The organism is Pseudomonas sp. DW-iso3 (assembly GCF_058725305.1).
Map to the genome: position 1 here is coordinate 114849 of NZ_JBZXDZ010000003.1, position 13896 is coordinate 128744.

The window sequence follows — 13896 nt, forward strand, 5'->3', positions numbered from 1 at the left end:
CTCTCACTCAGCTCTTAACAGGCGTTGTTTCCGAAGTATTCGCCGTGGTCTGGTTCAAGACTGACTGCACTTTGTGAACTGGCCGTAAATATCGGCGCGGAACGCGAGTATTCACTCTGCTTTCTGCACTCGCTTCAGGCCTCATGTCACCTGCGCTTGTTACAATCTTGAGCCTTCCAGGGTGGCGAAAGCCCCGTAGGACGGCCTCGCGTCCTGATGAATTGCGATGGTCAGGGCCGGCAGTTTGCCGCATGTCCTCTGTCCAGGCCGCTTTTGGCGGCGTTCGCGACTATAGCAGCAATGATTAAGTGCTTCAATTCCATAAAAAATTGTTATCATCGCCGCCATGACGACTACCGCCCCCCAGACCCCCAGCGTCCAGCTGCTCGAGGTCTCGCCGGAATATGCCGGCCAACGCATCGACAATTTTCTCCTGGCCAGGCTCAAAGGCGTGCCCAAGACCTTGATTTACCGCATCTTGCGTAAAGGTGAAGTGCGGGTGAACAAAGGCCGGATCAAGCCCGAGTACAAGTTGCAGGCGGGCGATATCGTCCGTGTGCCGCCGGTTCGCGTGCCTGAGCGTGATGAGCCCGTGCCATTGGCCCAAGGCTTGTTGCAGCGCCTTGAAGCGTCGATCATCTTTGAAGACAACAAGCTGATCGTGATCAACAAGCCCTGTGGCATTGCGGTTCACGGCGGCAGCGGCCTGAATTTCGGCGTGATCGAAGCCTTTCGTCAGTTGCGTCCGGACGCCAAGGAGCTGGAGCTGGTCCACCGCCTGGACCGTGACACTTCCGGCCTGCTGATGATTGCCAAGAAGCGCAGCATGTTGCGCCACCTGCACACCGCCCTGCGTGGCGATGGCGTGGACAAGCGCTACATGGCGCTGGTGCGCGGCAACTGGGCCAGCTCCATCAAGAGCGTCCGCGCGCCGTTGCAGAAGAGCAACCTGCGTTCCGGCGAGCGCATGGTGGAAGTGGACGAAGAGGGCAAAGAAGCCCTGACCCTGTTCAAGGTGCTGCGCCGCTTCGGTGACTTCGCCACCATGGTCGAGGCCAAGCCGGTAACCGGCCGTACTCACCAGATTCGCGTGCACACCCTGCATGCGGGCCATTGCATCGCTGGCGATACCAAATACGGTGACGAGGATTTCTCCAAGGAAATCCGTGACCTGGGCGGCAAGCGCCTGTTCCTGCATGCCTACATGCTCACTGTGCCGCTGCCCGATGGTGGCGAGTTGAAGCTGCAGGCGCCGGTCGATGAGATGTGGGCCAAGACCGTGGAGCGTTTGAGTGTCGCACCTTGATTACAAACTGCTGATATTCGACTGGGATGGCACCCTGGCCAACTCCATTGGCCGGATTGTCGAATCGATGCACGCAGCGTCGACCCGCTCGGGCTATGCGCCGTGCACGGATCACGCAGTCAAGGGCATCATCGGCCTGGGCCTGCCTGAGGCGATTCGCACCTTGTATCCCGAGATCAGCGACGCTGAACTGGTCACCTTTCGTGATCACTACGCCGATCACTACATCGCCCTGGAGGCCACGCCTTCGCCCCTGTTCGACGGTGTGGTGCAGTCCCTGGAGGCGTTCCGCGCCGAGGGTTATCACCTGGCGGTCGCCACCGGCAAGGCGCGTCGCGGGCTGGACCGGGTGCTCAAGGCTCACGGCTGGGAAGATTATTTCGATATCACCCGCGCCGCCGATGAAACTGCCAGCAAGCCCCACCCTCTGATGTTGGAGCAGATCCTGGCCCATTGCGGCGTCTCGCCACGCCAGGCGCTGATGGTGGGGGATGCTTCCTTCGACCTGATGATGGCGCGCAATGCGGGCATGGACAGTGTGGCGGTCAGCTATGGTGCCCAGGCTGCCGAGGCGTTGCAGCAATACGAGCCGCGTCTGACGATTGATCATTTTTCCGAATTGCAGGCCTGGCTCAGCCGGGCCCAATAAGTCTTTGTTGGGGTTGATGGCATGAGTGACGAGTGGAAAGCGCCCGAAAAGGCTGAAAACAGCGATGATAAAAGCTGGAAGCTACTGGAGAAGACCCTCCTGGCCAGCGTCCAGGAACAGCGTCGTGCACGGCGTTGGGGGATATTCTTCAAGCTGCTGACGTTTATCTGGCTCATCGCCATGCTGGCGCTGTTCAGCCCGTTGATGGACATGGAAAAAAGCGCTACCCGGGGTGCCAACTACACCGCCCTTATCGAAGTGCGCGGGGTGATTGCCGACAAGGAGCCCGCCAGCGCCGACAATATCGTCAGCAGCCTGCGTGCCGCGTTTGAAGACCCCAAGGTCAAGGGCGTGATCCTGCGCATCAACAGCCCTGGCGGGAGTCCGGTGCAGTCCGGTTATGTGTATGACGAGATTCGTCGCCTGCGTGCTCTGCACCCTGATATCAAGCTGTACGCCGTGATTTCTGACTTGGGTGCTTCGGGTGCCTATTACATCGCCAGTGCCGCTGACCAGATCTACGCCGACAAGGCCAGTCTGGTGGGTTCCATCGGTGTGACGGCGGCCGGTTATGGCTTTGTCGGCACCATGGAGAAGCTGGGGGTGGAGCGTCGTACCTACACCTCGGGTGAGCACAAGGCATTTCTCGACCCGTTCCAGCCACAAAAGGCAGATGAAACCCAGTTCTGGCAGGGCGTGCTCGACACCACTCATCGCCAGTTCATCGCCAGCGTGAAGCAGGGGCGCGGCGACCGCCTGAAGGATAAGGACCACCCCGAGCTGTTCTCCGGTCTGGTGTGGTCGGGCGAGCAGGCGTTGCCGCTTGGCTTGATCGACGGGCTGGGCAGTGCCAGTTCGGTGGCGCGGGATGTGATTGGCGAGAAGGAGTTGGTGGATTTCACGGTTGAGGAATCGCCGTTTGATCGGTTCTCCAAGAAGCTCGGAGCGAGTGTGGCGGAGAAGCTGGCGCTGTATATGGGCTTCCAGGGTCCGACTCTGCGCTGAAATCCTGAGGCTGGCATCGCTCAAAATGTGGGAGCGGGCTTGCTCGCGAATGCGGTGGTTCAATCAGCACATCAGTGACTGATACACCGCATTCGCGAGCAAGCCCGCTCCCACAATTGGTTTTGTGGTGGGCTTAAGGGATCTGCACGCCTTCGACCAGTAGCATGTCTACTAGGCGGATCAGCGGTAGGCCGATAAGGCTGGTTGCATCCGGCCCTTCGGTACTCTGGAACAGGCTCACACCCAGCCCCTCAGCCTTGAAGCTGCCCGCGCAGTCGTACGGCTGCTCAATCCGCAGGTAGCGCTCAACGCGCTCAGCGTCCAGCTCACGCATGTGCACAGTAAAAGGTACGCAGTCCACCTGGCAGTGCCCTGTCTTGCTGTTCAGCAGCGCCAAGCCGGTGAGGAAGCTGACACGCTTGCCGCTGGCGGCCAACAGTTGTTCGCGCGCGTTCTCGAACGTGTGCGGCTTGCCGATGATCCGGCCGTCGAGCGCAGCCACCTGGTCGGAGCCGATAATCAAATGCCCAGGATGGCTGGCCGCAAGCGCGCGTGCCTTCTCTTCGGCCAGGCGCTTGACCAGCTCAATGGCGGATTCATTCGCACGGTGGCTTTCGTCGATATCCGGCGAGCTGCAGATGAACGGCAGGTGCAGGCGGCTCAGCAATTCCCGGCGATAAACCGAGCTGGATGCGAGTAATAAAGGCAGCATGGGCGTCTCCTCAGGGCAGCCGGGGATTCTAGCGGGGTGACCGGCTGACGCACAGGGCTGAATTTCCTTTGACATGGCTGGGTGCATCCCTATAATGCTGCGCCTATGTTGAATGACCCGATTCCACCTCACGTTGACCCGCGCAAATTGGCTGATCGTGGCACTTCCCTTCAAGGTGAGTTGCTGCTGGCCGATTTGGAGAGACTCTGCGACCCGCTTTCCGACACTGTCGGTAGGGTGCAGGCCAAATTCGTTTTTGAACGAGATGAACGTAAGTCTGTGGTAATCCACAGCTTTATCGACACCGAAGTCAAAATGGTTTGCCAGCGTTGTCTTGAGCTGGTCACCCTGCCGATCCACAGCGAGTGCAGTTATGCTGTGGTGAAGGAGGGTGCGAATACCCAGTCGTTGCCGAAAGGTTATGACGTGCTGGAACTGGGCGAAGATCCTTTGGATCTGCATGCACTGATCGAGGAGGAGCTTCTGCTCGCCTTGCCCATTGTGCCTGCTCATCATCCGGAAGAATGCCAGCAGCCGGCGGGCCTCGATGACGAGCCCGAACCGAGCGAGGACGAGGTAACGCGGTCCAACCCGTTCAGTGTATTGGCGCAGTTAAAGCGTGACCCAAACGTTTAGGAGTTAATCAATTATGGCTGTTCAGCAGAACAAAAAATCCCGCTCCGCCCGTGACATGCGCCGTTCGCACGACGCTCTCGAGGCAAGCACCCTGTCCGTAGAAAAGACCACCGGTGAAGTTCACCTGCGTCACCACGTATCGCCAGAAGGCGTATACCGTGGCCGTAAAGTGATCGACAAGGGCGCTGACGAGTAATCACTTGTCTGCTCTAGTCATCGCGATAGACGCAATGGGCGGGGACTTCGGTCCCCGCAGCATTGTTCAGGCCTGCATTGCCAGCCTGTCCGCTACACCCTCGCTGCACCTGACCCTCGTCGGTCAACCCTCCCTCCTTGAAGAACTGATTGCCAGCCATCCGGCGGTGGATCGCGCGCGCCTGACGATTACGCCGGCCAGCGAAACCATCACCATGGATGACAAGCCGGCGGCGGCCCTGCGTGGCAAACCCGACTCTTCGATGCGGGTGGCGCTTGAGCTGCTGCGTGATGGCAAGGTGCAAGCCTGTGTCAGTGCCGGCAACACCGGGGCTCTGATGGCGCTGTCGCGCTTTGTGCTGAAAACGTTGCCCGGCATTGATCGGCCGGCCATGGTGGCGGCGATTCCGACGCAGAAGGGCTATTGTCAACTGCTGGACCTGGGCGCGAATGTCGATTGCAGTGCCGAGCACTTGTTCCAGTTCGCCGTGATGGGCTCGGTGGCCGCCGAAGCGCTTGGCGTGGCCCGCCCGCGGGTGGCCTTGCTGAATATCGGTACCGAAGACATCAAGGGCAACCAGCAGGTCAAGCTTGCTGCTACGTTGTTGCAGGGTGCGCGCGGCTTGAACTACATCGGCTTTGTCGAGGGTGACGGCTTGTATCGCGGTGAGGCGGATGTGGTGGTGTGCGACGGTTTTGTCGGCAATATCCTGCTCAAATCCAGCGAAGGCCTGGCGACCATGATCGCCACGCGCATCGAGGCGTTGTTCAAGCAGAACCTCGCGTCGCGCCTGGTCGGCGCCCTGGCGCTGCCGTTGATGCGCCGCCTGCAGGCCGACCTGGCGCCAGCGCGGCATAATGGTGCGAGTTTTCTGGGCTTGCAGGGCATTGTGGTGAAGAGCCATGGTTCTGCGGGCGTTGAAGGCTTTCAAAGCGCGATTGCGCGGGCCCTGATCGAGATCCAGGAAAACCTGCCGCAACGCTTGCACGGCCGTCTTGAGGACCTGTTGCCTTAGGCGAATCGGCTCGGGAGTGCTTAAATGTGACCGGCCAGTTCAATTGACCATCCAATCTGTCAGTTTCGTGCACTCCCACCGTAGGCGTGCGCATTTTCGACGACCAGATCATTAGGGGCTTGTTACATGTCTACATCCCTCGCATTCGTCTTTCCAGGGCAGGGTTCGCAGTCCCTCGGCATGTTGGCCGAGCTGGGCGCGCAATACCCGCTGATCCTGGACACCTTTAAAGAAGCGTCCGACGCCCTGGGGTACGACCTGTGGGCACTGACCCAGCAAGGCCCGGAAGAGCAGCTCAATCAAACCGATAAAACCCAGCCGGCCATCCTGACCGCTTCGATCGCCCTGTGGCGTTTGTGGCTGGCGGAAGGCGGCGCGCGTCCGGCATTTGTCGCGGGTCACAGCCTGGGCGAATACAGCGCCTTGGTGGCAGCGGGCAGCCTGACCCTCGGTGAGGCGGTCAAGCTGGTCGAGCGCCGTGGCCAACTGATGCAAGAAGCCGTTCCGGCCGGGCAGGGCGGTATGGCCGCTATCCTGGGCCTGGACGATGCCGTGGTGATCGAAGCCTGTGCCGAAGCGGCCCAGGGCGAAGTGGTCAGCGCCGTGAACTTCAACTCCCCTGGCCAGGTGGTCATCGCCGGTGCCAAGGCGGCGGTCGAGCGTGCCATCGAAGGCTGCAAGGCCCGTGGCGCCAAGCGTGCGCTGCCGTTGCCGGTGAGCGTGCCGTCGCACTGTGAGCTGATGCGCCCGGCAGCCGAGCGTTTTGCCGAGTCCATCGCCGCCATCAACTGGCAGGCACCGCAGATCCCGTTGGTGCAGAACGTCAGTGCAGCCGTGGCTGCCGACCTCGACACTCTCAAGCGCGACCTGCTGGAGCAACTCTACAAGCCCGTACGTTGGGTTGAATCGGTCCAGACCCTGGCGGCCAACGGCGCCACCGAGCTGGTCGAGTGCGGTCCGGGCAAAGTCCTGGCCGGCCTGAACAAGCGGTGCGCCGACGGCGTGTCGACTGCCAACCTCAATACCCCGGATGCCTTCGCTGCCGCTCGCGCGGCACTGGCCTAATCCCCGAACTAAGGAGAAGCCTGCATGAGTCTGCAAGGTAAAGTTGCACTGGTTACCGGCGCAAGCCGTGGCATTGGCCAGGCGATCGCCCTGGAACTGGGCCGTCAGGGCGCCGTTGTGATCGGCACCGCTACGTCCGCTTCGGGCGCCGAGCGTATCGCCGCGACCCTGAAGGAAAACGGCGTGCAAGGTACCGGCCTTGAGCTGAACGTGACCAGTGATGAGTCCGTGGCTGCCGTACTGGCCGAGATCACCGCACAGTTCGGTGCGCCGGCGATTCTGGTGAACAACGCCGGTATCACCCGCGACAACTTGATGATGCGCATGAAAGACGACGAGTGGTACGACGTGGTCGACACCAACTTGAACAGTCTGTTTCGCCTGTCCAAGGGCGTTTTGCGCGGCATGACCAAGGCGCGTTGGGGTCGAATTATCAATATTGGCTCCGTAGTGGGTGCCATGGGCAACGCAGGCCAAGTAAACTACGCCTCTGCCAAAGCCGGTCTGGAAGGTTTCAGCCGTGCATTGGCACGTGAAGTCGGCTCGCGGTCGATTACGGTCAACTCGGTGGCCCCAGGGTTCATCGACACCGATATGACCCGCGAACTGCCAGAAGCACAGCGTGAAGCCTTGCTGACGCAGATTCCGCTGGGCCGTTTGGGCCAGGCTCAAGAGATCGCGAATGTGGTCACTTTCCTGGCATCCGACGGTGCGGCATACGTGACTGGGGCTACAATCCCGGTGAACGGCGGGATGTACATGAGTTAAATTGTGACGGATCGCTTCAAAAAAATGTCATACGAGCTGTCTAAAATCCGTTATAAAGCTGCAACTTAATTTATAGGCAGGTGGCCGACCGGGTACAGGGTGAAGCTTTCAGTTGAAAAGCTGAAATGGCTTTCTATACACTTACCCACTGGCCAGCTGCCTGAATTTGTCCATTAGGAGTTAAACAAGGTATGAGCACCATCGAAGAGCGCGTCAAGAAAATCGTCGCCGAGCAACTGGGCGTTAAAGAAGAAGAAGTGGTCAACACTGCTTCCTTCGTAGAAGACCTGGGTGCCGATTCCCTTGACACCGTTGAGCTGGTGATGGCTCTGGAAGAGGAATTCGAGACCGAAATCCCGGACGAAGAAGCTGAAAAAATCACTACTGTTCAAGCTGCTATCGACTACGTTACTAGCCACCAGGCGTAATAGTTTGTAGTCGTCGTTTGCTTTCAGGGAAAAACCGCACTGCTGTAACGGCGTGCGGTTTTTTCTTTAGCCCTGATCAAAAGTAAACGTTGAAGCAAAAGTGTCGTCATTAGAAAAAGGAGAGTGCTGTGTCGCGTAGACGCGTCGTAGTCACCGGTATGGGTATGTTGTCGCCACTGGGCACGGATGTGCCGAGCAGTTGGCAGGGCATTCTGGCTGGCCACAGTGGTATTGGTCTGATCGAACACACGGACCTTTCTGCCTATTCCACCCGTTTTGGCGGCTCGGTAAAGGGTTTCAATGTCGAGGAATACCTCTCGGTCAAAGAATCCCGCAAACTCGACCTGTTCATTCAATACGGCCTGGCAGCCGGTTTTCAGGCAGTGCGTAATGCCGGCCTGGAAGTCACCGACGCCAACCGTGATCGCATCGGCGTGGCGATGGGTTCGGGTATTGGCGGTTTGACCAATATCGAAGAAACCAGCCGCACGTTGCATGATTCCGGCCCTCGTCGAATTTCACCGTTCTTCGTCCCGGGATCGATCATCAATATGATTTCCGGTTTCCTGTCGATCCACCTGGGCGCACAGGGGCCTAACTACGCCATCGCCACGGCGTGTACCACTGGCACGCATTGCATCGGCATGGCGGCGCGCAACATCGCCTATGACGAAGCCGACGTGATGATTGCCGGCGGCGCCGAAATGGCGGCCTGCGGCCTGGGCATGGGCGGCTTCGGTGCCTCCCGGGCGCTGTCGACCCGTAATGACGAGCCGAGCCGTGCCAGCCGTCCATGGGACAAAGGCCGTGACGGTTTCGTACTGTCCGACGGTGCCGGTGCGCTGGTACTGGAAGAGTTGGAGCACGCCAAGGCGCGTGGTGCCACGATTTACGCCGAGCTGATCGGCTTCGGCATGAGCGGCGACGCTTACCACATGACCTCGCCACCGTCCGACGGTGCCGGTGCTGCGCGTTGCATCACCAACGCCCTGCGCGACGCGAAGGTCAATGCGGACCAAGTGCAGTACATCAACGCCCATGGCACGTCGACCCCGACCGGCGACCTGGCTGAAGCCGAAGCCATCAAGTCGGTGTTCGGCGAGCACGCCTACAACCTGGCGGTCAGCTCCACCAAGTCGATGACCGGCCACTTGCTGGGCGCAGCGGGCGCGGTCGAGGCGATCTTCAGCGTCATGGCCATCAAGGATCAGGTCGCTCCACCGACCATCAACCTGGATGAGCCGGATGAAGGCTGTGACCTGAACTTCGTGCCTCACGAAGCACAGCCGATGCCGATCGACGTGGTGATCTCCAACTCGTTCGGTTTTGGTGGCACCAACGGTTCCCTGGTGTTCCGCCGGTTCGCCGAGTGATGCACAGCTGGGTCGACGGTCAGCCAGCGGACAGCGTGCCCCTGAAAGATCGCGGCCTGGCGTATGGTGATGGGCTGTTCGAGACCATCGCCGTCAGGGCCGGGCAGCCTGTGCTGCTCGACCGCCACCTGCAACGCCTCGATGAGGGGTGCAGGCGCCTCGCCTTGGTTGCGGATCGTGAATTGATCCGCAGCGAAGTGCTGGCCTATGCCGCCGCCCTCGGCGACGGTGTTCTCAAATTGATCCTGACCCGCGGCGACAGCCTGCGCGGTTATGGCATCAACCTCGGCGCTCCGGTGCGCCGCATCTTGCAGGGCAGTCCGCCTGCTACCTATCCCCACGCCCATGCAGCCGACGGCATCCGTCTGTTCGCCTGTGCGACCCGCTTGGCCGAACAGCCGTTGCTGGCCGGTCTCAAGCACCTCAATCGCCTCGAACAGGTGATCGCCCGCGCCGAGTGGCAAGACACTGAGCACGCTGAAGGCTTGATGCTGGATGTGTCCGGCCGCGTCATAGAAGGCGTATTCAGCAACCTGTTCCTAGTGCGCAACGGCTTGTTACTAACCGCTGATCTGACCCGTTGCGGCGTTGCCGGTGTGATGCGCGCCGAGATTCTGGCGCAGGCACAAAGCCTGGGCATCCCGGTGGCCGTGGCCGACATCGATCTTGAGCAGGTGCAGCAGGCCGACGAAGTCTTTGTGTGCAACAGCGTTTATGGCATTTGGCCGGTGCGCGGGTACGCTGCGATGAGCTGGCCGGTTGGGCCGCTCACCCGTAAACTGCAGGCCATTGTTCGCGCGCTATTGGAAATTTGAGTTGATACGAAAACTGGTTGTACTGCTGCTGGTCGGTCTGTTCTCGGCGGCTTTGCTGTTGGGCTATGGCGTCTGGAAATTCGACGCTGCCTTGAAGCAGCCCTTGAACCTGACCCAGGAGCAATTGCTCGACGTGCCGGCGGGGGCAACGCCCACAGGCACCTTCAATCGCCTGGAAGCCGATGGCGTGCTGGATGGCGCCTTCTGGTTGCGCCTGTACTGGCGCTTTAACCTCGACGGCCAGCCACTGCACAGCGGCGAATACCGCATGACCCCCGGCATGACGGCGCAGGGCTTGATCGGCCTATGGCAGCGTGGCGAAGTGGTGCAATACAGCCTGACCCTGGTCGAAGGCTGGAACTTCCGCCAGGTGCGCTCGGCCCTGGCCAAGCATGAAAAGATCGTGCAGACCCTCGCAGGCCTGAGCGACACCGAGGTCATGGACAAGCTCGGTCACCCCGGCGTGTTCCCGGAAGGTCGGTTCTTCCCTGATACCTACCGCTTCGTGCGTGGCATGACCGACGTCGAGTTCCTGAAAAAAGCCTACAACCGCCTCGACGATGTACTCGCTCAGGAGTGGAGCAAGCGTGCCGCCGATGCGCCGTACACCGACCCTTATCAAGCGCTGATCATGGCCTCCCTGGTGGAGAAAGAGACTGGCGTGCCTGAAGAGCGTGGGCAGATTGCCGGTGTCTTTGTGCGTCGCCTGAAGGTCGGCATGTTATTGCAGACCGACCCGACGGTGATCTATGGCCTGGGCGAGCGCTACAACGGCAAGTTGACCCGCGCTCACCTCAAGGAAGCCAATCCCTATAACACCTACATGGTGGCCGGCCTGCCGCCGACGCCCATTGCCATGGTCGGGCGCGAGGCGATCCATGCCGCGCTTAACCCGGTGCCGGGCAGCAGCCTGTATTTTGTCGCGCGGGGTGACGGCAGCCATATTTTCTCCGATGACCTGGATGCGCATAATGCCGCCGTGCGGGAGTTCCAGCTCAAGCGCCGGGCCGATTACCGCTCCAGCCCTGCGCCTGCCGTGAAGCCTGAGGAAGACGCAACGCCTGCGGTGGATGTGCCCGCGCAAGCGCCGGTTGAAAAGCCGACCGAGCCTGCGCCGGACACCGCCGCCCCGCAAAGCCCGCAATAATTCTGACTAAGGACTGCCTGTGACTGGCTTGTTTATTACCCTGGAAGGCCCCGAAGGCGCCGGCAAAAGCACCAACCGCGATTACCTGGCCGAGCGTTTGCGCCACGAAGGTATCGAAGTGGTGCTGACCCGCGAGCCCGGCGGCACGCCGCTGGCCGAGCGTATACGCGAGGTGCTGCTGGCGCCGGGTGAAGAGCAGATGAACCCGGATACCGAACTCCTGCTGGTGTTCGCCGCCCGTGCCCAGCACTTGGCCGAAGTGATTCGCCCGGCCCTGGCGCGCGGTGCCGTGGTCATCTGCGACCGATTCACCGATTCCACTTATGCCTACCAGGGCGGTGGCCGAGGCCTGTCCCTGGAGCGCATCGCGACGCTCGAAACCTTCGTCCAAGGCGACCTGCGCCCTGACCTGACCCTGGTCTTCGACCTGCCGGTGGAAGTCGGCCTGGCCCGTGCCAGCGCCCGTGGTCGCCTTGACCGTTTCGAGCTCGAAGGCCAGGCCTTCTTTGATGCGGTACGCACGGCGTTCCTCAAACGGGCTGCGGCCGAACCTGCGCGTTACTACCTGCTGGACGCCGCCCAACCGCTGGCCCAGGTGCAGCACGCCATCGACGGCCTGTTGCCCACACTGCTGGAGCGCGCCCGTGGCTGAAGCCTACCCGTGGCAGGACAGCCTGTGGCAACAACTGGCCGGCCGTGCCCAGCACGCCCACGCCTACCTGTTGCATGGGCCGGTGGGTATCGGTAAACGTGACCTGGCCGAGCGCCTCATGGCTAGCCTGCTGTGCCAGCGCCCGGTCAACCTGGAAGCCTGCGGCGAGTGCAAATCCTGCCTGCTGCTCAAGGCCGGCAGCCACCCGGATAACTACCTGTTGGAACCCGAGGAAGCCGACAAGGCGATCAAGGTCGACCAAGTGCGCGACCTCGTCAGCTTTGTGGTGCAGACCGCGCAGATGGGCGGGCGCAAAGTCGTGTTGATCGAGCCGGTGGAGGCGATGAACATCAACGCCGCCAACGCCTTGCTCAAGAGCCTGGAGGAACCGTCCGGCGACACCGTATTGTTGCTGGTCAGCCACCAGTCCAGCCGCTTGTTGCCGACCATTCGTAGCCGCTGCGTGCAGCAGGCGTGCCCGCTGCCGAGCGAGGCGATGAGCCTCGAATGGCTCGCGCAGGCGTTGCCGGCGTGCAGCCAGGATGAACGGGTCGAGCTGCTGACCCTGGCGGCCGGCTCGCCCCTGGCGGCGGTGAAGCTGCAAGCCCAGGGCGTGCGTGAGCAACGCGCGCTGGTGGTGGATGGCGTGAAGAAACTGATCAAGCAGGAAGTGTCTGCCACTCAACTGGCCGAAAGTGCCTGGAAGGACATTCCCCTGTTGTTGCTGTTCGACTGGTTCTGCGATTGGTCGAGCCTGATCCTGCGCTACCAGCTGACTCAGGATGAAAGTGGCCTGGGCTTGCCGGATATGCGTAAGGTGGTGCAGTACCTGGCGCAGAAAAGTGCCCAGGACAAGGTGCTGACGATCCAGGACTGGATCCTCGCCCAGCGCCAGAAGGTGCTCGGCAAGGCCAACCTCAACCGCGTGCTGTTGCTCGAAGCGCTGCTGGTGCAGTGGGTCGGCTTGCTTGGCCGCCGTTAAATTCCGTGGCCGACAGGTGTATCGTCGGTCAGACACTTTTCGTGACTGAAGTTGTAGAGCCTTATGCTAGTAGATTCCCATTGCCACCTCGATCGCCTCGACCTGGCCCAACACGGCGGTTCCCTTGATGCGGCCCTCGACGCTGCGCGCCAGCGTGGGGTAGGGCATTTCCTGTGCATCGGCGTCAGCGCGCAAAACGCGGCTGACGTCAAAGCCCTGGCTGATCGCTATGCCGATGTGGATTGTTCGGTGGGTATACACCCGCTGGACCTCAAGCCCGGTGAAGCGCCTGCGCTGGACTGGCTACTGGCTGAGCTCAATCACCCGCGCGTGGTTGCCATCGGCGAAACCGGCCTGGATTATCACTACGAGCCCGAAGCCGCCGAGTTGCAGCAGGCCTCCTTCCGTTTGCACCTGCAAGCCGCCCAGCAAACCGGCAAACCGGTGATCGTCCACACCCGTGGCGCCCGTGCTGACACCCTGTCCTTGCTGCGCGAAGCCGCGCTGCCCCAGGCCGGCGTGTTGCACTGCTTCACCGAAGACTGGGACATGGCCAAGGCGGCCCTGGACCTGGGGTTCTACATTTCCCTCTCGGGCATCGTCACCTTCCGCAATGCCGACGCCCTGCGTGATGTCGCGCGCCAAGTGCCGGCCGACCGCCTGCTGGTGGAAACCGACTCGCCGTACCTGGCGCCCATTCCTCATCGCGGCAAGCCGAACCTGCCTGAATACGTGCGCGATGTAGCGGATTACCTGGCGATGTTGCGCGGCGAGTCCTACGAGCGCTTTGCCGAACAGACTACCGAGAACTTCAAACGCCTGTTCCCGCTGGCTCATGTAACCGTTTGACGCGGCCACATCGCAGGCAAAAAAAACCCGGCTTCTGGGGGGGGAATCCGGGCTAAGACCATTAGGAGTAAAACAAGGGTACGCGGTCCGTTGGTACCCAGGTCGGCGCTTCACTTGGGGGAGATGTCGCGCCGACAGTTGAAGTATTGATCAGTATCCGATTCAGTCCAGTCGCGGCTGATCGTTTTTTAAACAGATTTGGAATACGCGCGCTTCGCTTGAGTTCTCATCGGACAGGAGCACGGTGGCAGTTTTTGCGTGTTATTTCTGACTGGGATCCATGAAATCGTTGGCGCAC

The 13896-nt window shown here is 60.9% G+C and carries 16 protein-coding genes; 15 read left to right on the forward strand and 1 reads right to left on the reverse strand.

Annotated features, from left to right (window positions below; translation table 11 throughout):
• Nucleotides 1-346 precede the first annotated feature (346 nt).
• From rluC to AC4PS7_RS09630, 3 genes are read left to right on the forward strand one after another with little or no spacing between them, the layout of a single operon-like run.
• Complete coding sequence (gene rluC / locus AC4PS7_RS09620; protein ID WP_010208368.1) at nt 347-1306, forward strand: 23S rRNA pseudouridine(955/2504/2580) synthase RluC; 960 nt, start codon at nt 347-349, stop codon at nt 1304-1306.
• Complete coding sequence (locus AC4PS7_RS09625; protein ID WP_042571981.1) at nt 1293-1955, forward strand: HAD-IA family hydrolase; 663 nt, start codon at nt 1293-1295, stop codon at nt 1953-1955. Before rluC ends, AC4PS7_RS09625 begins: the two co-directional genes overlap by 14 nt.
• 21 nt (nt 1956-1976) lie before the next feature.
• Nucleotides 1977-2960 (forward strand): S49 family peptidase, encoded by a 984-nt coding sequence (locus AC4PS7_RS09630; RefSeq protein WP_010208371.1) that lies wholly within the window; start codon nt 1977-1979, stop codon nt 2958-2960.
• A 133-nt stretch (nt 2961-3093) separates the two neighbouring features.
• On the opposite strand, the gene AC4PS7_RS09635 is transcribed toward AC4PS7_RS09630, so the two are convergent.
• On the reverse strand, nt 3094-3672 hold the full coding sequence (locus tag AC4PS7_RS09635; protein WP_010208372.1) for a Maf family protein: 579 nt from the start codon (nt 3670-3672) through the stop codon (nt 3094-3096).
• Between the two features lie 105 nt (nt 3673-3777).
• Between AC4PS7_RS09635 and AC4PS7_RS09640 the strand changes: the two genes are divergently transcribed.
• The 12 genes from AC4PS7_RS09640 to AC4PS7_RS09695 all read left to right on the forward strand — a co-directional run bounded on the left by AC4PS7_RS09640 (nt 3778) and on the right by AC4PS7_RS09695 (nt 13598).
• The gene (locus AC4PS7_RS09640) at nt 3778-4308 is read left to right on the forward strand and encodes a YceD family protein (protein WP_010208374.1); all 531 of its coding nucleotides are present in this window, start codon (nt 3778-3780) and stop codon (nt 4306-4308) included.
• Nucleotides 4309-4321: 13 nt separating this feature from the next.
• Nucleotides 4322-4504: a 50S ribosomal protein L32 gene (gene rpmF, locus AC4PS7_RS09645; RefSeq protein ID WP_003179396.1), complete on the forward strand. Its 183-nt coding sequence runs from the start codon at nt 4322-4324 to the stop codon at nt 4502-4504.
• A gap of 4 nt (nt 4505-4508) precedes the next feature.
• A complete protein-coding gene (gene plsX, locus AC4PS7_RS09650; RefSeq protein ID WP_021491482.1) occupies nt 4509-5519 on the forward strand; it encodes a phosphate acyltransferase PlsX in 1011 nt (336 codons plus the stop codon).
• Between the two features lie 126 nt (nt 5520-5645).
• On the forward strand, nt 5646-6584 hold the full coding sequence (gene fabD / locus AC4PS7_RS09655) for an ACP S-malonyltransferase (protein ID WP_021491483.1): 939 nt from the start codon (nt 5646-5648) through the stop codon (nt 6582-6584).
• 24 nt (nt 6585-6608) lie between these two features.
• Nucleotides 6609-7352, forward strand: coding sequence for a 3-oxoacyl-ACP reductase FabG (gene fabG / locus AC4PS7_RS09660; RefSeq protein WP_005790544.1), 744 nt, complete (start codon nt 6609-6611; stop codon nt 7350-7352).
• 191 nt (nt 7353-7543) lie between these two features.
• Nucleotides 7544-7780, forward strand: coding sequence for an acyl carrier protein (acpP, locus tag AC4PS7_RS09665; RefSeq protein ID WP_003175607.1), 237 nt, complete (start codon nt 7544-7546; stop codon nt 7778-7780).
• A 128-nt stretch (nt 7781-7908) separates the two neighbouring features.
• Entirely contained in the window at nt 7909-9153 is a 1245-nt protein-coding gene (gene fabF / locus AC4PS7_RS09670; RefSeq protein ID WP_010208386.1) for a beta-ketoacyl-ACP synthase II, read from the forward strand.
• A complete protein-coding gene (gene pabC, locus AC4PS7_RS09675) occupies nt 9153-9968 on the forward strand; it encodes an aminodeoxychorismate lyase (protein ID WP_010208387.1) in 816 nt (271 codons plus the stop codon). Before fabF ends, pabC begins: the two co-directional genes overlap by 1 nt.
• 1 nt (nt 9969) lies before the next feature.
• Nucleotides 9970-11115 carry an endolytic transglycosylase MltG gene (gene mltG, locus AC4PS7_RS09680; RefSeq protein ID WP_010208389.1) on the forward strand — a complete coding sequence of 382 codons (1146 nt, stop codon included), beginning with the start codon at nt 9970-9972 and terminating at the stop codon, nt 11113-11115.
• A gap of 19 nt (nt 11116-11134) precedes the next feature.
• Nucleotides 11135-11767 (forward strand): dTMP kinase, encoded by a 633-nt coding sequence (gene tmk, locus AC4PS7_RS09685; protein WP_069673248.1) that lies wholly within the window; start codon nt 11135-11137, stop codon nt 11765-11767.
• Nucleotides 11760-12749 carry a DNA polymerase III subunit delta' gene (locus AC4PS7_RS09690; protein ID WP_010208392.1) on the forward strand — a complete coding sequence of 330 codons (990 nt, stop codon included), beginning with the start codon at nt 11760-11762 and terminating at the stop codon, nt 12747-12749. The genes tmk and AC4PS7_RS09690 overlap by 8 nt, the downstream gene beginning before the upstream one ends.
• A gap of 63 nt (nt 12750-12812) precedes the next feature.
• Nucleotides 12813-13598: a TatD family hydrolase gene (locus tag AC4PS7_RS09695; protein WP_044287709.1), complete on the forward strand. Its 786-nt coding sequence runs from the start codon at nt 12813-12815 to the stop codon at nt 13596-13598.
• Nucleotides 13599-13896: the final 298 nt, after the last annotated feature.